20 protein-coding genes and 1 tRNA gene are annotated in these 18353 nt (G+C 65.0%); 8 read left to right on the forward strand and 13 right to left on the reverse strand.

Going from position 1 to position 18353, the window contains the following annotated elements; translation table 11 throughout:
- Positions 1-36: 36 nt before the first annotated feature.
- The 4 genes from ACFMPD_RS04950 to ACFMPD_RS04965 form a co-directional block, all read right to left on the reverse strand.
- On the reverse strand, positions 37-1344 hold the full coding sequence (locus tag ACFMPD_RS04950) for an HlyC/CorC family transporter (protein ID WP_380992421.1): 1308 nt from the start codon (positions 1342-1344) through the stop codon (positions 37-39).
- Between the two features lie 73 nt (positions 1345-1417).
- A complete protein-coding gene (locus ACFMPD_RS04955) occupies positions 1418-2380 on the reverse strand; it encodes a site-specific tyrosine recombinase XerD (protein ID WP_380992423.1) in 963 nt (320 codons plus the stop codon).
- A 1-nt stretch (position 2381) separates the two neighbouring features.
- Positions 2382-3887 carry a hypothetical protein gene (locus ACFMPD_RS04960; protein ID WP_380992425.1) on the reverse strand — a complete coding sequence of 502 codons (1506 nt, stop codon included), beginning with the start codon at positions 3885-3887 and terminating at the stop codon, positions 2382-2384.
- Positions 3877-4026, reverse strand: a complete 150-nt coding sequence (locus ACFMPD_RS04965; protein WP_380992427.1) for a hypothetical protein — start codon at positions 4024-4026, stop codon at positions 3877-3879. The genes ACFMPD_RS04960 and ACFMPD_RS04965 overlap by 11 nt, the downstream gene beginning before the upstream one ends.
- Before the next feature lie 78 nt (positions 4027-4104).
- Between ACFMPD_RS04965 and ACFMPD_RS04970 the strand changes: the two genes are divergently transcribed.
- Positions 4105-4695 carry a shikimate kinase gene (locus tag ACFMPD_RS04970; RefSeq protein ID WP_380992429.1) on the forward strand — a complete coding sequence of 197 codons (591 nt, stop codon included), beginning with the start codon at positions 4105-4107 and terminating at the stop codon, positions 4693-4695.
- Entirely contained in the window at positions 4695-5807 is a 1113-nt protein-coding gene (gene aroB, locus ACFMPD_RS04975; RefSeq protein WP_380992431.1) for a 3-dehydroquinate synthase, read from the forward strand. Before ACFMPD_RS04970 ends, aroB begins: the two co-directional genes overlap by 1 nt.
- On the opposite strand, the gene ACFMPD_RS04980 is transcribed toward aroB, so the two are convergent.
- Both ACFMPD_RS04980 and ACFMPD_RS04985 read right to left on the reverse strand, forming a co-directional pair.
- Positions 5804-6907, reverse strand: a complete 1104-nt coding sequence (locus ACFMPD_RS04980; RefSeq protein WP_380992433.1) for a site-2 protease family protein — start codon at positions 6905-6907, stop codon at positions 5804-5806. The genes aroB and ACFMPD_RS04980 overlap by 4 nt on opposite strands.
- A gap of 224 nt (positions 6908-7131) precedes the next feature.
- Positions 7132-7208 (reverse strand) — tRNA-Ile (locus tag ACFMPD_RS04985).
- A 117-nt stretch (positions 7209-7325) separates the two neighbouring features.
- On the opposite strand from ACFMPD_RS04985, the gene purM reads away from it, so the two are divergent.
- From purM to rnd, 3 genes are all read left to right on the forward strand, one after another.
- Complete coding sequence (purM, locus tag ACFMPD_RS04990; protein ID WP_380992435.1) at positions 7326-8372, forward strand: phosphoribosylformylglycinamidine cyclo-ligase; 1047 nt, start codon at positions 7326-7328, stop codon at positions 8370-8372.
- Positions 8369-8965 (forward strand): phosphoribosylglycinamide formyltransferase, encoded by a 597-nt coding sequence (gene purN / locus ACFMPD_RS04995; RefSeq protein WP_380992437.1) that lies wholly within the window; start codon positions 8369-8371, stop codon positions 8963-8965. The genes purM and purN overlap by 4 nt, the downstream gene beginning before the upstream one ends.
- A 153-nt stretch (positions 8966-9118) precedes the next feature.
- On the forward strand, positions 9119-10276 hold the full coding sequence (rnd, locus tag ACFMPD_RS05000; RefSeq protein ID WP_380992439.1) for a ribonuclease D: 1158 nt from the start codon (positions 9119-9121) through the stop codon (positions 10274-10276).
- Between the two features lie 51 nt (positions 10277-10327).
- Here the strand turns inward: rnd and ACFMPD_RS05005 are convergent, their stop codons facing one another.
- Positions 10328-10837 carry a hypothetical protein gene (locus ACFMPD_RS05005; RefSeq protein ID WP_380992441.1) on the reverse strand — a complete coding sequence of 170 codons (510 nt, stop codon included), beginning with the start codon at positions 10835-10837 and terminating at the stop codon, positions 10328-10330.
- 132 nt (positions 10838-10969) lie between these two features.
- Between ACFMPD_RS05005 and ACFMPD_RS05010 the strand changes: the two genes are divergently transcribed.
- Entirely contained in the window at positions 10970-11380 is a 411-nt protein-coding gene (locus tag ACFMPD_RS05010) for a SufE family protein (protein ID WP_380992443.1), read from the forward strand.
- Between the two features lie 58 nt (positions 11381-11438).
- On the opposite strand, the gene ACFMPD_RS05015 is transcribed toward ACFMPD_RS05010, so the two are convergent.
- The 3 genes from ACFMPD_RS05015 to ACFMPD_RS05025 form a co-directional block, all read right to left on the reverse strand.
- Positions 11439-11813, reverse strand: a complete 375-nt coding sequence (locus ACFMPD_RS05015) for a glycine zipper family protein (protein ID WP_380992445.1) — start codon at positions 11811-11813, stop codon at positions 11439-11441.
- Positions 11814-11919: 106 nt separating this feature from the next.
- A complete protein-coding gene (locus ACFMPD_RS05020; protein ID WP_380992447.1) occupies positions 11920-12561 on the reverse strand; it encodes a DUF1638 domain-containing protein in 642 nt (213 codons plus the stop codon).
- Between the two features lie 61 nt (positions 12562-12622).
- Complete coding sequence (locus ACFMPD_RS05025) at positions 12623-13321, reverse strand: corrinoid protein (RefSeq protein WP_380992449.1); 699 nt, start codon at positions 13319-13321, stop codon at positions 12623-12625.
- Positions 13322-13541: 220 nt separating this feature from the next.
- On the opposite strand from ACFMPD_RS05025, the gene ACFMPD_RS05030 reads away from it, so the two are divergent.
- Positions 13542-14624, forward strand: coding sequence for a PA0069 family radical SAM protein (locus tag ACFMPD_RS05030; protein ID WP_380992451.1), 1083 nt, complete (start codon positions 13542-13544; stop codon positions 14622-14624).
- A gap of 16 nt (positions 14625-14640) precedes the next feature.
- On the opposite strand, the gene ACFMPD_RS05035 is transcribed toward ACFMPD_RS05030, so the two are convergent.
- The 3 genes from ACFMPD_RS05035 to ACFMPD_RS05045 form a co-directional block, all read right to left on the reverse strand.
- On the reverse strand, positions 14641-15534 hold the full coding sequence (locus ACFMPD_RS05035) for a sulfotransferase domain-containing protein (RefSeq protein WP_380992453.1): 894 nt from the start codon (positions 15532-15534) through the stop codon (positions 14641-14643).
- A 182-nt stretch (positions 15535-15716) separates the two neighbouring features.
- Positions 15717-16730, reverse strand: a complete 1014-nt coding sequence (gene bmt, locus ACFMPD_RS05040) for a betaine--homocysteine S-methyltransferase (protein WP_380992455.1) — start codon at positions 16728-16730, stop codon at positions 15717-15719.
- A 239-nt stretch (positions 16731-16969) separates the two neighbouring features.
- Positions 16970-17287, reverse strand: a complete 318-nt coding sequence (locus tag ACFMPD_RS05045; protein ID WP_380992457.1) for a DUF1476 domain-containing protein — start codon at positions 17285-17287, stop codon at positions 16970-16972.
- A 250-nt stretch (positions 17288-17537) separates the two neighbouring features.
- Between ACFMPD_RS05045 and purC the strand changes: the two genes are divergently transcribed.
- On the forward strand, positions 17538-18299 hold the full coding sequence (gene purC, locus ACFMPD_RS05050) for a phosphoribosylaminoimidazolesuccinocarboxamide synthase (RefSeq protein WP_380992459.1): 762 nt from the start codon (positions 17538-17540) through the stop codon (positions 18297-18299).
- Positions 18300-18353: the final 54 nt, after the last annotated feature.

Here is an 18353-nt window from a genome sequence, read left to right on the forward strand (position 1 = left end):
TTCGGCGCCGTTGACCGGTCGGGGCGGCGTGCAGGCCTAAAGGGGGCGGATTTTCAGCCCTGTGATCCGGTTGCCGTCGCGGGCCATCACTTCGAACCGGAACCCGTGGAACGAGAACACCTGGCCGATGGTCGGGATCATCTGGGCTTCGTGGATGACCAGCCCGGCGATGGTGTTGGCCTCGTCATCGGGCAGGTTCCACTCGGTGGCGCGGTTCAGGTCGCGAATGGTCATCGCGCCATCGACGATGAACTGACCATCCTCGGTACGGGTGACGGGTATCTCGGAATCCGGGTCGAATTCGTCGGTGATCTCGCCGACGATCTCTTCGAGAATGTCCTCGAGCGTGATCAGCCCTTGCAGGCTGCCATATTCATCGACCACCAGGGCGAAATGCGTGCGCATCCGCAGGAACTGGCGCATCTGGTCGTCCAGCGTGGTGGTCTCGGGTACGAAATAGGGCGGCATCGCCACATCGGTGATCTTGAAGCGGCTCAGCGGTCGGGCAGCACCTTCGCTGCCGCTGACCTGCTTGTACATGGCGCGCAGCAAGTCCTTGGCATGCACCACGCCAATGATGTTCTCGGGCTCGCCCTTGAACACCGGCAGGCGGGTATGCGGGCTGTCCAGACACTGCTGCAGGATCTCTTCAGGGCTGTTCTCGGCGTCGATCATCTCGATGCCCGAGCGGTGCAGCATGATTTCCTCGACCGCGCGGTCGCCCAGATCCAGCGCCCCCAGGATGCGGTCGCGATCCTCTTTCTGCACCACGCCCTCGGAATGGCCCAGTTGCAGCGCGCCGACGATTTCCTCGCGCACCGCCAGGATATGGCTGTCCGGATCGACCTCGACGCCGAAAACATGCAGAACCCCGCGCACCAGCAGCCGAACCGCCGCCACGACCGGGGCAAAGACCATCACCACCAGCGCAATCACCGGCGCCACGGCGGCGGCGGCCTTTTCCGAGTTGATGATGGCATAGGTCTTGGGCAGGACTTCGGCAAAGACCAGCACCAGAACCGTCATCACCAGTGTCGCCATCGCGACCCCGGTTTCGCCAAAGGCGCGGGTAAAGAGGGCGGTGGCCAGCGAGGTCGCCAGGATGTTGACCAGATTGTTGCCCAGCAGCACCGAGCCGATCAGGCGTTCGTTGTCCTCGGTGATCTTCAGCGCCTTTTCGGCGCCGCGCGATCCCTTGTCGGCCTGGCTGCGCAGCTTGCCGCGCGAGGCGGCGGTCAGGGCGGTTTCCGAGCCCGAGAAAAACGCCGACAGGACCAGCAGCAGCAGAATGGCCCCGCCGGTGATCCAAAAGGCCGTGTCCAGTGCAGGTATGGCTGTGTCCATTGCGGTCGCTATCGTTTCCTTGTGTCCCGCCGGTTATGGGCATCCGGCGGGCGGCAATCAAGGGGGGCGGCCGTCACGAGTCCGAACCGGTGGGCTTTGCGCCCCGGGCCAGCGGGTGATGCTGCAGCACCAGTTCGGTCAGCCGGTCATCCAGCACATGGGTATAGATCTCGGTCGTGGCGATGTCGGCATGGCCCAGCAGGGTCTGGATCGACCGCAGGTCGGCGCCGTTGGCCAGCAGATGCGTGGCAAAGGCATGCCGCAGCGTGTGCGGGGTGACGCGGGCCGGATCGACGCCGCCATTGACCGCCAGTTGTTTGATCAACTGGAAAAAGCGGTGCCGGGTCAGGTGGCCGGCCTTGCCGCGCGACGGAAACAGATAGGGCGAGGGCGCTGCCCCCCTCGCCACGCATTCGGCCTTATCGCTGTCGCGGGTCTCGATCCATCGGGTCAGCGCGCTGCGGGCCGGGGGCGACAGCGGCACCATGCGTTCGCGGCCGCCCTTGCCCCGGATCAGCAGCATGCGCGGATCGCCGCGCGCCGCCGAGACCGGCAGCCCCACCAGTTCGGTAACCCGCATGCCGGTGGCATAGAGCAGTTCGATCAGGCAGGTGTTGCGCAGCCGGTCCTGCGGGCTGCGCCCGGTTTCGCGGGCGGCGGCCAGCAGGCGGTCGACCTCGACCACCTCCAGCGTTCTGGGCAGGCGCTTGTCGCGCCCGGGTCCGCGAATCTGGATCGCCGGGTTATCGGCGCGCCAACCTTCCTCGAAGGCAAACCGGTACAGTTGGCGGATCGCCGACAGACGCCGGGCGCGGGTCGATTTCGCCAGGCCCTGCGCGTCGCAATGGATCAGATAGGTTTCGATCTGTTCGCGGGTGGCCACGGCAAAACCGCTGTCATGCTGCTTGAGCCAGGCCGCGACATCCTTAAGGTCGCGGCCATAGGCCAGCAGCGTGTTGGTGGCGGCCCCCAGTTCGGCCGCCTGCGCCTCGAGAAAGGTCGAGATCCACTGGGCGGCACTGTCGGGGGCGGACATGTCAGCGCGTCCCAAGCAGCATCAGCTGCAGCGCTGCGCGCCGCGCGGTATCCTCCAGGCCGACGGCGCGAAACGTGCCCAGGGCCCGGCCCAGCTCGGCAGGGTTGCCGCGCGCGCCGGCATCGAAATCTTGCATCGCGCGCAGGATCGTCTCGCCCAGCCGCGCCGGATCCGGCGGCGTCGGGTCGGGGGTGCTGGAAAACCCGTCCACAATGGCGCGCGCCAGGGTATTGGGCGCCGGCACCCGGCCTGGATCGCCCTGCGCCAGTGCCGCCAGAAAGGTGCTTTCCGGGTCCCGCCGCGGGGTGTGACGGGCCGCCGACTTGTATTGCGGCGACAGCAGCAGGATGCGCCAGGCCAGATCGCCGGCTGCAGGATCGTCCAGGGGCAACCGTTTCAGATCGCTGGCGAACAGGCTGGCAAAGGCGACTTCGAGTCCGGCTTGGCGCATGCTGTCCCAGGCCGCGGGCAGCGCGCGCGCCACCGCGGCCGAATCGCGTGCCTGCAGCGCCCGGTCGAAACTCTGCAACGCGCGCACCCGGTCCCAGATGCCGCCCGAGGCCGAGGGCCGCCGTGCGGTGTAAAGACCCAGCAACTGGTTCGGGGCCAGCGCGCCGATGCGGGTCAGCCGTTCGGCGGCCATCAGCTGCGCCTTCCAGCCGGCGATGTCGCGCAGATCGGCGGTGGCAAAGGCGCGCGGCAGCGAGGCCGTGGGCAGGCGTTCACCGATGGTTTCGAACAGCCGAAAGGTCAGCGGGTCCGGCGCTTGCGGCGCGGGCAGGGGCGGCGCGCCTTCAAAGACATCCGGGCTGAGAAACCGGTCCAGCAGGTCCATCTGCTGCGGCGGCAGCAGATTCAGCGCATGCGCCGTTTCCAGCGTCAGCGCCGCGGTCTGCCAGTCGCCCAACCGAGCGGTGCAAAAGATGCGGGTGGCATAGTCCGGTGCCAGATGCGGTGCCTGGGCGATCAGCTCACAGCCCTGATCCTCGGCGCCGGTCAGCAGCGACGCGTCGAACCAGCGCCGAAACAGGGCGGCGCTGCGCGACGGATTGACCTGTTCGGCCAGCGCCAGCGCCGGGTCGGTGGCCCCCAGCTCCATCAGCCGGTCGATGCGCGCCAACAGCAGCGCCCCGTCCGGCCGGTCATCGGCCGGTGGCACGGTTTCGGACAGCAGCAGCGTATACAGCAGGGTCTGCATGGCCGGGCTGCGCTGCACCGGGACGTTCTGAACCAGCCCGACCAGATCATCGGTGGCGCTGCCCGCCCACAGGGACGCCGGCAGGCCGGTGATCCGCGCCGGCACCAGACCAATGGGGCTGGCCTGCGTGTCCAGCCGGCTGACTTCGACCGGCGGCTGCAGCGCGCTTTCGCTGACCGGAGGCTCGTACAGAACCGGTCCGGAGGGGTGGATCGGATGCCGCCCCAGCCATTCGATCACCGACAGGGGTTCCTGCGCCAGCACCGGGGCCGGCAGCAGCAGGGCAAACAGGCAGGCCCTAATTGACATCCAGCGTCACCGGCAGGCGGATCTCGCTTTGCGGTGCCGAAAAGTCCGATCCGAACCAGGGGCCGAGATAGGCGTAACCGACCACGCCGATGAATCCCAAGCATATGAGATAGAACAAAAGTTTGATGAGTTTGCCCATGATGTCCGCTGCCCCGCGATGGTATTTTACCCAAGTTATATATGGCCTTTTCCGCAAGATCACGTCATTCAGGGCAAAATGAGCGAAATTGAGCAAAACAGCACAAATTCCACGCAACTGCGTCCCGGCGGCCACCTGAAAAAGACGGTGGTGATGGTCGGCATGATGGGGGCCGGCAAGACCGCCGTGGGCCGTGCCCTGGCGGTGCGTCTGAATGTGCCGTTCCTGGACAGCGATGCCGAAATCGAATGCGCTGCCAACATGACGGTGCCCGAGATTTTTCAGCGCGATGGCGAGGCGTTTTTTCGCCTCAAGGAAAGCCAGATCATCGCCCGCCTGCTGGACGAGGAATGCGGCGTGCTGTCCACCGGCGGCGGCGCTTTTCTGTCCGAGGCGAACCGGCGGATGATTTCCGAACGCGGCGTCTCGGTCTGGCTGAATGCCGATCTGAACGTGCTGTGGAACCGCGTCAAACACAAGGATACGCGGCCCTTGCTGCGCACCCCGGACCCGCGCGCCACCCTGAGCGAGATTTATCGGGTCCGGGTGCCGATCTATGCCCTGGCGGATCTGTCGGTGCTGTCCGACGGGCGCGCCTCGATCGAAGACATGGTGGATCGCGTGATACACGTGCTGGCGAGCCGCCCGGATGTACTGGAGCCGAACTGATGCTGCAAACCGTGCCTGTCGCGCTGGGGGCGCGATCCTACGAGGTGGTGATCGGACCCGATCTGATGGCCGATGCGGGACGGCGAATTCTGCCCCTGCTGCGACGCCCTAAAGTGGCCGTGGTCACCGACGAGAATGTTGCCGATCTGCATTTGCAGAGCCTGCGCGAGGGTCTGGCAGAGGCCGGTATCGCGATGCAGGCATTGGCCCTGCCGCCGGGCGAGGCCACCAAGGGCTGGCCGCAATTCAGCCGCACCGTTGAATGGCTGCTGGACCAGAAGATCGAGCGCAACGACATCGTTGTGGCGCTGGGGGGCGGGGTCATCGGCGATCTGGTGGGGTTTGCCGCCGCTGTGCTGCGCCGGGGCGTGCGGTTCGTGCAGATCCCGACCTCGCTGCTGGCGCAGGTCGACAGTTCCGTGGGCGGCAAGACCGGTATCAACGCGCCGCAGGGTAAGAACCTGATCGGCGCCTTTCACCAGCCTTCGCTGGTGCTGGCGGATACCTCTATCCTGACCTCGCTGCGTCCGCGCGATTTTCTGGCCGGCTATGGCGAGGTGGTGAAATACGGGCTGCTGGGCGATGCCGAATTCTTCGCCTGGCTCGAAGACAACGGTCCCGCCCTGGCGGCGGGCGACATGGAAACGCGGGTGCGCGCGGTCACGCGTTCGGTGCAGATGAAGGCCGAGATCGTCGCCCGCGACGAGACCGAGCAGGGCGACCGGGCGTTGCTGAATCTGGGCCATACGTTCTGTCACGCGCTCGAGTCGGCGACGGGCTATTCCGACCGGCTGCTGCATGGCGAGGGCGTCGCCATCGGCTGTGCGCTGGCGTTCGAATTGTCGGCGCGTCTGGGGCTGTGCAGCCAGGAATGCCCCAGCCGGGTGCGGGCGCATCTGCGCGCCATGGGCATGAAGACCGACCTGGCCGATATCGACGGCGACCTGCCCGCTGCCGAGGCGCTGCTGGAGCTGATGGGCCAGGACAAGAAGGTTGTCGACGGCCAGTTGCGCTTTGTGCTTGCGCGCGACATCGGGCAGGCCTTTGTCACCACCGACGTGCCGCGTGATCAGGTGCTGGCCGTGCTGCGCGACGCGCTGGCGGCGCGCTAGGCCGACCGCCCCTTGATCACCATCAACTCGCCGATGTTTTCCGGCGTGATATAGCCGATCAGCTGTCCGTCCGGCGTGCAGACCGCGACCGCCGGGGCGCCGGCATGCAACTGATCCAGCACCTTGGTCAGGCCGGTCGACAGGCCGACGCGCGGAATGTCGGTCTGCATGATGCCCGACACCCGCTTGTCTTGCGGCGTGGGTCCCGCCGGCGAATGCCCGGATTGCTGCACAAGAGCGTGGAACAGGGCGTCGCGGGTCAGAAACCCCTGCAGCGTGCCGTCACTGTCGATCACCGGAAACTCGTGCTGGGTCGAGCGGATCACCGCAGCAGCGGCGGCGTCCAGACTGTCGCCCGGCGTCAGGCTTTCGAAACAGGTGATCATCGCCTCGCGGGCCTGCAGGCGCCGGGCCACCGCCTGCATCGCCACATCCTGACTTTCGGCCGAGGCGGCGAAGAACACGAAAACCGCGATCAGCACCAGCAGCGGATTGCCCGAACTGAGCCCCAGAAATCCCAGCAGAAAGGCCACGACCTGTCCGGCAGCGGCAGCGATGCGGGTGGCGCGCACCCGGTTCGTCCACAGGCTGAGCGCCGCGCGCAACACCCGGCCGCCATCCATCGGAAAGGCCGGGATCATGTTGAACACCGCCAGAAACAGGTTGACCATGGCCAGCTGCCCCAGAAAGTTCTGCGCGCCCGGGTCGATCCGGTTCATCGGCCCCGCAGGCATGTCGACCCGCAGGACCAGCACCAGAACCGCCCAGATCAGAATGTTCACCGCCGGTCCGGCCAGCGCGACCAGAATCTCGTGGCGCGGGTTTTCCGGCATTCTTTCCAGCCGCGCCAGCCCGCCAATCGGCAACAGGGTTATGTCAGGCGTGGCGATCCCGTAGCGGCGTGCCGTCAGCGCGTGGCCGAATTCATGCGCCACGACACAGGCAAACAGGGCCAGTACGAACAGCACGCTCTGCAGCGCGGCCGCCGGCCCCTGATCGGAATAGGCAGCAAAGCCGATCCAGGCCAGCAGCAGGAAAAAGGTGACATGCACCCGCAGCTCGGATCCGAACAGACGGCCGATGGAAAAAGACCAGGACATGACAGAGCCTCCGTGACGTGCACCCGGCCCCCGTGCGGCGCAGCCGCTGGTCCGGATACGGATGATGGATGCGGACGATACAGACATGATATAGGTACGCGCTGCCGGAAACCATTGTCGCGCTGGCGCTTTTGCTGCTGTGCCGGCACGTGTCCGGGCGTCGATTCGCGGTCTCGCGGTTCGGCAAGGGTCCCGTCGCCGGGGCGGAGCTTAAGCTGTTGAATTGGTAGGCCCGGCAGGACTTGAACCCGCAACCAAAGCGTTATGAGCGCTCTGCTCTAACCAATTGAGCTACAGGCCCGCCTGTCTGTTGCGTATCACGGTGGACGGGCGCGTCAAGGGGCAGCAGTGCAGCCTTTTGTTGCATAGCGCGGCGCAATCGACTAGGCCGCGCGCAGACAGCGAAAGGAAGTGGCGCATGACGACGGGCAGGACCGGCATCACCTATGCCGAGGCGGGGGTGGATATCGACGCGGGCAACGCGCTGGTCGAGCGGATCAAGCCGGCGGCCAAACGCACCACGCGCCCCGGGGTGACTGGCGGTCTGGGCGGGTTTGGCGCGCTGTTCGATCTCAGGGCGGCAGGCTATGACGACCCGGTGCTGGTGGCCGCGACCGACGGGGTCGGCACCAAGCTGCGCATCGCCATCGACACCGGCGCGGTGGACGGAGTCGGCGTCGATCTGGTGGCGATGTGCGTCAACGACCTGGTCTGCCAGGGGGCCGAGCCGTTGTTCTTTCTGGACTATTTCGCCACCGGCAAGCTGGAAACCGAGACTGCGGCCCGCATTATCGAGGGTATCGCGCGGGGCTGCGAAGGCTCGGGCTGTGCGCTGATCGGCGGCGAGACCGCCGAGATGCCGGGCATGTATCCGCCGGGCGATTTCGACCTGGCCGGCTTTGCCGTGGGCGCCATCGAGCGGGGCGGGGCGCTGCCCCGGGACGTTGCGCGCGGCGACGTGCTGCTGGGCCTGGCCAGCGACGGCGTGCATTCCAACGGCTTTTCGCTGGTCCGCCGGCTGGTAGACATGTCGGGGCTGGGATGGCAGGCCGACAGCCCGTTTGGCGAGGGCCGGCTGGGCGACGCGCTGCTGACGCCGACACGACTGTATGTCAAGCCGGCGCTGCAGGCGATCGAGCTCGGCGGCGTGCATGCGCTGGCCCATATCACCGGCGGCGGGCTGACCGAAAACCTGCCGCGGGTACTGCCCGAGGGGCTGGGCGCCACCGTTGATCTGGGCGCCTGGAACCTGCCAGGTGTGTTCACCTGGATGGCCGGGGTCGGCGAAATCGCGCAGGACGAGATGCTCAAGACGTTCAACTGCGGCATCGGCATGGTTCTGGTCTGCGATCCGGACCGGGCCAACCTGATCACCGACGTGCTGCAGCGCTGTGGTGAGATCGTGCATCATATCGGCACCGTCACCAACCAGCCGGGGGTGCAGTATAGGGGCAACCTGTCGTGAGCCACAAACGCGTCGCGATCCTGATTTCCGGCGGCGGCTCGAACATGGTGGCGCTGCTGGACAGCATGGTGGGCGATCACCCGGCGCGGCCCTGTCTGGTCCTGTCCAACGATGCCGATGCCGGCGGTCTGGTCAAGGCCCGGGCGCGGGGCGTGCCGGTGGCCAGCGTCGATCACCGTCCGTTTCGCGGCGACCGCGCCGCCTTTGAGGCCGAGTTGATGAAGCCCCTGATTGCGGCGGCGCCGGACATCCTGTGCCTGGCCGGGTTCATGCGGGTGCTGACGGCGAATTTCGTGTCGCACTGGCAGGGGCGGATGCTGAACATCCATCCGTCCTTGCTGCCGAAATACAAGGGGCTGCATACGCATGAACGCGCGTTGGCGGCCGGTGACACGGAACATGGCTGCAGCGTGCACGAGGTCACCGCCGCACTGGATGACGGCCCGATCCTGGGGCAGGCGCGGGTGCGTATTCTGCCCGGAGACACGCCGGACAGCCTGGCCGCGCGGGTGCTGGTACAGGAACACCGCTTGTACCCGGCCGTTCTGCGCCGCTTTGCTGCCAGGGACCGAACGCCGGTCTGTCTGTCCTGAACGCCGCGCATCGCCGGCCGTAACCGGGCCCGGGCGCGACGGGCCGTGTCGCGGTTTCCAATCGGTGGCGATTGAACTATGACTGCGGCAGGCGCGCTTTGCCCGCCGCCACTGCCGACAAGAATAACAACAAGAACAAGAAATCCGGACGAGATGAAGACTCTGACCACCACCGAAGACCTGACCGCATTCTGCAAACGGGCGCATGATCAACCATATGTGACGGTCGACACCGAATTCCTGCGTGAACGCACCTATTATTCCAAACTGTGCCTGGTGCAGCTGGCCCTGCCGGGCAGCGACGACACCGATGCAGTGCTGGTGGACCCGCTGGCCAAAGGCCTGTCGCTGGAGCCGCTGTATGACCTGTTCCGCGACACCAACGTGGTCAAGGTGTTTCACGCGGCACGTCAGGATCTGGAAATTTTCTGGGTCGAGGCAAGGGTCTTTCCCGAGCCGCTGTTTGATACCCAGGTCGCGGCGATGGTCTGCGGCTTTGGCGAACAGGCGGGGTACGAGACGCTGGTGCGCAAGATCGCCCGCGCCTCGGTGGACAAGAGTTCGCGTTTTACCGACTGGTCCCGCCGCCCTCTGAGCGACGCGCAAAAGAAATACGCCCTCGCCGATGTCACCCATCTGCGCCAGATCTACGAATTCCTGGCCGCCGAACTGGCAAAGACCAACCGCACCCGCTGGGTGGCCGAAGAGCTGCGGATCCTGACCAACCCCGCGACCTATGACGTCCAGCCCGAAGAGGCCTGGCGCCGGGTCAAGACACGCACCAACTCGCCGCGCTTTCTGGCGGTGGTACGCGAGTTGGCGGCGTTTCGCGAACGTTACGCCCAGGAAAACAATGTCCCGCGTAACCGGGTGTTCAAGGACGATGCGTTGGTGGAACTGGCCTCGACCAAGCCGCGCACGCCATCCGATCTGGGCGGGCTGCGGCTGTTGCTGCGCGAGGCGCGGCGCGGCGCCATCGCCGACGGGATTCTGGCGGCGGTCGCGCAGGGCTTGAACTGCCCGCCCGAAGACATGCCGAAACCCGACCGCAGCCGGGAAAAGCTGCAGGTCAACCCGGCTCTGGCGGATCTGCTGAGGGTGCTGCTGAAATCCAAGACCGAAAGTTTCGGCGTGGCGGCGAAACTGATCGCCCCCAGCGCCGATCTGGACGCGATCGCTGCCGGGATGCGCGATGTCCCGGCGCTGACGGGATGGCGGCACGAGGTGTTTGGGCAGGACGCGCTGCGGCTGTGCGAAGGCCGGATCGGTCTGGCGGCCAAGGGCCAGTCGGTGACCGTGGTCGAACTCTGACCGCCCGGCTGCCGGCGGTTTCGGAATTGGCGCCGGAATATGCCCGCCGGATCAGCGGCGGCGTGATTCCAGCGCGTTCTGCGCGCCCTTGACGCGGACCTTGCGGACATTTGCCAAATCCTGCGTGGTCATGGAAATGGCGTTCACCACCTTGCGCGTCCGCTCGCTGCCGACGGCGGTATTGTCGATCGGATAGGTCACGCGGAAATCCAGCTCCAGCACCCCGTCCTTGGACACCAGATCAGGATGCGTAGCACGCAGTTCGGCGCCATAGGCGCCCTGCCGGCTGGCCAGACCCTCGGCCAGGATGATCGCGCCTGTGGGGGTGCGGTCGATCTGCAACCTGGTGACCTGGGCGATCAGCACGGAATTGTCCACTGCCTCGTCCTTGCGAAGCAGACTGTCACGCTGTTTCGGGATCAGTGTATTCTGCACCTCTGCGGACGCGACGGTCTGGGTTCTGGATTTCCCCCAGTTCGTCGGGTTGATCCGGGAATTCTGCCAGCCGCAACCGCTCACGATCAGGCCGGCCACCATCAGGAATGTCAGGGTCTTTTTCATGCCAACTCGCCGCTTGCAAATGCTTGATCAGGGGTTACCGCATCCGCAGAGCGTTGAAAAGGCGCAAGGCAGGACTGGACAGGGGCGGGCAGGGGGCCTAACTCAGAGGTCTAGCGTTCCAGAGGAAAACCCATGGCCACTGCCGCCTTTGAAGAGATTGTCGAGGATTTCGAATTCCTGGAGGATTGGGAAGACCGGTATCGCTATGTGATCGAGCGCGGCAAGGCGATGGCGCCGCTGGATGAGGCACTGAAAGTGCCCGCCACCAAAGTCACCGGATGCGCCAGTCAGGTCTGGCTGCATCCGAAAATCGAGGACGGCACGTTCCAGTTCGATGGCGAAAGCGACGCGATGATCGTCAACGGGCTGATCGCGGTGTTGCGGGCGTTGTATAACGGGCTGGAGGTTTCCCAGGTTCCAGCGGTGGACGCGCGCGCGGAACTGGCGCGGCTGGAATTGAACGATCACCTGTCCGCGCAGCGCAGCAATGGTCTGCGCTCGATGATCGACCGCATTCGCAGCGTTGCGTCCGAACGGGTCTGAATCGCGCCGGACACGGGGAGAGGCCGCCTGACACGGCCCCGCAGCCCTGTCCAAGGGGTCAGCCGACGACGTTGTAGCCGCGATTGCGCATGCAGTTCCTGACGATGGATTCGCGTTTCTCGTTCTTGCGGACCGCGTTCGAGGTCAGACCGGCCAGCGCGCCGACGGCCGCCGCTTCGCCGGCATTGCTGCTGTTGCCTTCCCAGATCACCGAGGAAGCCGCGCCCAGGCCGGCACCAGCGGCAACGGCGCCCGCGGTGCTGCCGTCTACCTGGGCATCGGATGCGGCCAGCGACTGGCATTGGGCCAGGTCGGTGCCATAGTTGGGACCGACGGCTCCGTCGATGACCGGTTTGTAATTCGCTCCGGAATTCGCGCAGGCTGCCACCAGGCTGATCAGCGGAATGAAAGAGAATTTTGCGATGCGAAACATGGTAACCTCGTTGACTTGAAGCGGACCGGCAGGCCCTCGGCGGGAACGTGCTGTGTACGAGACTAGCCCGGAGACCGGTGTCAGGACAATGGCCGCCGCATCGGTACTATTGCCCGGCCCAGTCGCTGAGGGTGCGGTCCAGATCCCCATAACCCGTGGCGCGGCGTTCAAAGTCCAGCCCCAGACGCTGGGCATAACCCTGTGCCCGCGCGGTCAGGTCGGGATCGTCGGTCTGGGCCAGATAGACCAGCTTGGTGTAGTTGCCGAAAATGGTGTGGCGCATCTCGGGATAGCGATCCAGCCCCAGGGGTTTCCAGACAAATGCATCGAATTGCCGGGCCAGGAAATCGGTCAGGTAGAACGCGCTGATCTCGTCGGCATGTTCGGCAAAGGTGTCATTGCCCTCGTAAAAGGAATAGCAATGCGGGCCGCGCACCATCTCGACCCCCAACCGGTCGCAGGCGGCCTGCAATTGCCCGCCGGTGCCGCAATCGGCATAGACGACAAAAACCTTGTCGTAGCGCGCGCGATGTTTGCCGATCGCCTCTTCCACGGCGGCGGTGATCCGGTCGGGATGGTTGTGCAGGATCGCCGGCAGACAGGTCAGGTCCATATGGTCCCAGCCGTTGCGGGCCTTGAGGTCGAGAATCTCGCGCGCCAGCGCACCGCAGGCGATCAGCAGCACGCGCCCGGTTCGCGAGGGGGCCAGACCGTTTTCGGTCAGGCTGTGATCGCTGAGATCTGCCATGCAACCTCCGGTTCTTGCCAGACCCGCCTGGGGCGGGTCTGAAAACGGGCTGGACCGCGGCTCAGGCGCTCATGCGGTTGTGCTTGCGGCCGACGAAGTCCTTGGCGGTTTCCACCGCCACGGCGGCGTCCCGGCAATAGGCATCGGCGCCGATGGCCTTTCCGAATTCTTCGTTCAGCGGCGCGCCGCCCACCAGCACGATGTAATCGTCGCGCTTGCCCTGTTCGATCAGCGTGTCGATCACCACTTTCATATACGGCATGGTGGTGGTCAGCAGCGCCGACATGCCCAGAATGTCGGGTTCTTCCTTTTCCAGCGCTTCCAGATAATTCTCGACCGGGTTGTTGATGCCCAGATCGACGACTTCGAAACCGGCGCCTTCCATCATCATGCTGACCAGGTTCTTGCCGATGTCGTGGATGTCGCCCTTGACGGTGCCGATCACCATCTTGCCGACGCGCGGGGCGCCGGTTTCGGCCAAAAGCGGTTTCAGGATCGCCATGCCGCCTTTCATCGCGTTGGCGGCCAGCAGCACCTCGGGCACGAACAGGATTCCGTCGCGGAAATCGGCGCCGACGATGGTCATGCCGCCGACCAGGGCCTTGGTCAGGATATCATAAGGGGCCCATTCGCGTTCCAGCAGGATATTGACGCCTTCCTCGATCTCTTCCTTGAGACCGTCATAAAGGTCGTCGAACATCTGCTGGACCAGTTCCTCGTCGTCCAGTTCCGACAGGATGATGTCATCTTCATCCGACATGCGCGCGCTTCCTTACTGTGCGGGGCCGGGCCCCGGTTGACCAACTTGTGGTCCTTTTTGCCATTTGACCGCCCACGGACTGCAATGATTGCGACATTGACGGCGCTGCAACCGACCTTATCGCCGATTTCGGCGGATTGATAATGAAGGTTGCACATAGAGATGATGGCCCTGACCGCGGGTTCGTTGATAATGTTCGCTAAATGTTCTAAGATTTGACATGGCGACACAAAACAAAGTGGATCCGGTGCGCCGGCGCGGGCGCGGCGCGGCCAGCAATGACAGCGGGCGCTTCGATCTGGCGCGGGTGCCCGAGGCCGATGGCTGGGCAGACGCGCCCGACCCGCACGGCGTGTTGCGCACCGAGATCCGCTATGAGCGGCCGCGCCGCCTGATCACCTATAACCGGTCGCCGGACCTGCCGTTTGACCGCTCGATCAACCCCTATCGCGGCTGCGAACATGGATGCGTCTACTGTTTTGCGCGTCCAACCCATGCCTATCTGGGCCTGTCGCCGGGGCTGGATTTCGAAACCCGTCTGGTGGCCCGTCCCGACGCCGCCGCGGTGCTGGAACGCGAATTGCGGGCGCGGCGCTATCGCGTGGCGCCGATTGCGGTGGGCACCAACACCGACCCGTACCAGCCGATCGAGACACAACACCGGATCATGCGCGCCTGCCTCAACGTTCTGGCCCGGTTTCACCATCCGGTGGCCATCGTGACCAAGGGCGCGCTGATCGAACGGGACATCGACATCCTGGCGCCGATGGCGGCGCGGGGGCTTGTGCGCGTCGGCGTGTCGCTGACCACGCTGAACGCCGATCTGAGCCGCCGGATGGAGCCGCGCGCGCCGGCCCCGGAGCGGCGGCTGCGTTGCATCCGGCGGCTGGTGCGGGCGGGGATACCGGTGCGTCTGATGACATCGCCCATCGTGCCGGGGCTGACCGATCACGAGATCGAAGCGCTGCTGGCCGCGGGCGCAGCGGCCGGGGCGGATGCCGCCAGCTGGATCATGTTGCGCCTGCCGCGCGAGGTGTCGGTCCTCTGGCAGGACTGGCTGGCCGAGCACGAACCGGGCCGGGCGGCCAAGGTGATGGCGCGTCTGCGCGAGATGCATGGCGGCAAGGATTACGATGCCCGCTGGGGGCACCGGATGCGCGGTGAGGGACCCTATGCAAAGATGCTGGGGCAGCGGTTTGCCGCAGCGGCGCGGCGGCTGGGGCTGGATCGAGCCACGGCACCGCTGCGCTGCGATCTGTTCGCGGCACCGGCGCGTTCCGGCGATCAGTTAAGGCTGTTCTGACCCCGGCGCCGGCGTCTCAGGCCGCAGCCGCGTCGCCCCATTGCAGCCAGGCAATGTCCTCTCGCGGCAGCAGGTCGGCGATGCGGGTATCATAATGGGCCATATCTGCCGGGCTCAGCCGACCCTGCCATTTCTGCGAGGTGCCCGAGGCGTAAAAGTCGGCCAGATCGTTGAACAGGGTATCCCTGGAAAACCGGCGCGGGCTGTCCTGGACCGCCTTGCGCATCTGATTGAAACTGGTGGCATCGGCGACGGCGTCGCGCAGGTCGTCGGACAGGCGGTAACCCAGGATGTCTGCCAGACGATTTACCTGCCCCGGCAGATCGCGTGTCAGATCGGCATAGTGAAAGAAATGCACATTTCCGGCCGCGGCGCGGGCTTTCGCCTGCCGATAGTGATGCACCATCGAGGCAACCGTCAGGTCGTCAGTGCCGGAACCGGTGAGTGGTGCATCGACGAATCGGCGGAACCCGGCGCGCTGGTCCAAGGGAAACATGTAGTCCAGCCAGTCGGTGCGCATGTTCGCGGCATGGGTGCGCATCGAAAAGTGCATATCGACCGGGTGACGGTAGACGACGACATAGGTCGGATCGGGTCCATAGGGGATGCCGTCCATCGGCGTGTGGCTCTTGATGCAGCGCCGCCGGTCCAGCCCGTCCAGAAAGGCCGCGATGGCCTTGCGGTCGCGAAAGGCACAGTCCAGCCAGGGCGCGTGCTGTGAGCCTCCGGCCTCCGGCACGACCTGCCCGAAAATCAGCATCATCACGATGTTCAGCATCCAGGTCGTGCCGCATTTCGGAGGTGTGTTGACGATAACGTCGTCCGGGCGCAGCGCGAAATCGTCCCAGATCTGGGTATTTGTGACGACGCCCACATAGTCGCGATGCTTCTGCGTCTTGATCCCGGTCATGACGTCCTCTCTGTCCTCCCCGGCCAGACTAGCAGCTTGGGAGGCCGTGCGAAACACGCGAGGACGGTCAGGATTTGCCGCTCGATTTGTTTTACTTTTAATAACAGCAGATTACGCTGTCATATTCACGTTTCCGACCATTCCGGGTGTCTCGAGGAACGCGGTATCGGCAGGTGAACCTGTCACCCCCGGCGGCGGCCTCGGCGCTGGCGGGTCGGGGCGGTGTCCTCGCCCGTGCCGTCACCGATCGAGCTGAATGCGCCCAAGGCGGCGGTGATCTGTTCCAGCGCCGGGCGATCGCCACGGGGGCGGGTGTCCAACGCCTCGCGCATGTGGCGCAGGTGTTCGGGCATGGTGCCGCAGCAGCCGCCGATGATCTTGGCGCCGCAATCGCGCGCCATCGCCGCATAGTCGCCCATCAGCTCAGGCGTGCCGTCATAATGGATATGGCCATCGACATATTTCGGGATGCCGGCATTGCCCTTGGCAATGATCGGGCGTTCGGTGCCCTGGGCGGCAAAGCCCAGAACCGTGCGCAGCAGATCCGATGCACCGGTGCCGCAATTGGCGCCAAAGGCCAGGGGCGGGTTGTCCAGCGTTTCGACCAGATCGGCCATCGCGGCCGACGTCACGCCCATCATGGTGCGCCCGGCGGTGTCGAAACTCATCGTGCCGCACCAGGGCAGATCGACCAGCGCGAACGCCTCGGCGGCGGCGGCGTATTCCTCCGGTGCGCTGATGGTCTCCAGCCACAGGACATCGACGCCGCCGTCTTTCAGCCCGTCCGCCTGTTCGTGGAACATCTCGACCGCCAGCGCGTGGCTCAGGGCACCGACGGGTTCCATGATCTCGCCGGTCGGACCCACGGAACCAGCGACCACAACCGGGCGTCCCGCCGTATCGGCCACCTCGCGGCCGAGTTCCGCGCCGACGCGATTCAATTCGCGCACGCGCCGCTGCGCATCATGCAGTTTCAGCCGCGATGCGTTGCCGCCAAAGGTATTGGTCAGAAACAGATCGCTGCCGGCCTCGACCGCGCCGAGATACAGCGCGGTGATCTTTGCCGGTTCGTCGACATTCCACAATTCCGGCGCATCGCCCGACATCAGCCCCATGTTGAACAGGTTGGTGCCGGTGGCGCCATCCGCCAGGATCACGTCGTGGCTGTCGAGCATGGTCAGAAAAGCGTTGGTCATGGCTGGATTGTCCTGTCAGGCAACCGGGCGGCGCCCGGGTTCTGCGGCTCGTGTGTCACGAGTAGCGCCCCACGGCAAACCGAAATTTCTCATCTTGATCATGAGGACAAAAACATCCCGCGCCACGGCCACGCGGCGCGGGACCGGCCCGGTTGCCGGTCTTGGGTCTGGCGGCACAAGGCCATGCGCCACACATGTCCCCGCGATGGGGGACATGAGGCCCGGTTCGGTGTGCGGGGTTATTCGGTCTCGCTCAGAATCTGCTCTTTGGCGACGGGCATCAGTTCGTCCATCTTGGCGCGGATGGCGTTCTCGTCTGCCTTGTCGCCCAGATCGGCGGCCAGCTTACGCACCACGTCCTCGTGCCCGGCCTCTTCGAAATCCGCCAGAACCACCGATTTGGCATAGGCCTCGGCGGTATCCCCGGTCTTGCCCAGCAGCCCGGCGGCCCAGAGGCCAGTCAACCGGTTGCGGCGGGCAATCGCCTTGAACTGCATTTCCTCGTCATGGGCGAATTTCGCTTCGAATGCATGTTCGCGGTCATCGAATGTCGTCATAAGTGCCATCCCTTTGGATTTGTCCAATTCAACAAAAGATATGTACGCGCGGGTTGCGGCGTGCAAGGGCAGATTTATGCGGCATAGCCGCCCATTTGTCGGGAATTGCAGATGAATGCGGCACGGCCCCCGTCGCGGCCCTTGGCCGCATTCCATATGCCGGGTTCGCTTGCGGCACATCGGCCCTTGCACTATAGCAGCGAAACAGGGTCGGGATTCATCCGGACTGGTCATTCCTGAAAGGTCGTCCATGGCGCGTCGCAAGAAAATCTACGAAGGCAAAGCCAAAATCCTGTATGAAGGCCCGGAACCTGGCACCATCGTGCAATATTTCAAGGATGACGCTACCGCCTTCAACGCCCAGAAAAAGGACGTGATCGACGGCAAGGGCGTGCTGAACAACCGCCTCAGCGAATTCTTCATGACCGGGTTGAACGCGATCGGGGTGCCGACTCACTTTATCAAGCGGCTGAACATGCGCGAACAGCTGGTGCGCAGCTGCGAGATCGTGCCGCTGGAAGTGATCGTGCGCAACTATGCGGCGGGCACCCTGTCGACCCGGCTGGGCATCGACGAGGGCACGCAGCTGCCGCGGCCGATCGTCGAATACTGTTACAAGGACGATGCTTTGGGCGACCCGCTGGTCACCGAAGAGCATATCGCCGCCTTCGGCTGGGCCAGCCAGCAGGACATGGACGACATTCTCAGCCTGGCGCTGCGGGTCAACGATTTCATGTCCGGCCTGATGCTGGCCGTCGGCATCCGGCTGGTGGATTTCAAGATCGAGATCGGCCGGGTCTATGACGGCGACTTTCAGCGGCTGATCGTCGCCGACGAGATCAGTCCGGACAGCTGCCGGCTGTGGGATATCGAGACCGGGCAGAAACTGGACAAGGACGTGTTCCGCCGCGATCTGGGCGACCTGGCGGATGCCTACTCCGAAGTGGCGCGCCGGCTGGGTGTCCTACCCAAGAACAACGGATCGGTCACCAAGCCGACATTGATCAACTGACGCACCGGCGCCCGGTACACGCGCGCCAAAGATTGAGACCCCAAGAAAATCCGT

The sequence above is a fragment of the Sedimentitalea sediminis genome, from assembly GCF_042687825.1.
Taxonomy (GTDB): domain Bacteria; phylum Pseudomonadota; class Alphaproteobacteria; order Rhodobacterales; family Rhodobacteraceae; genus Sedimentitalea.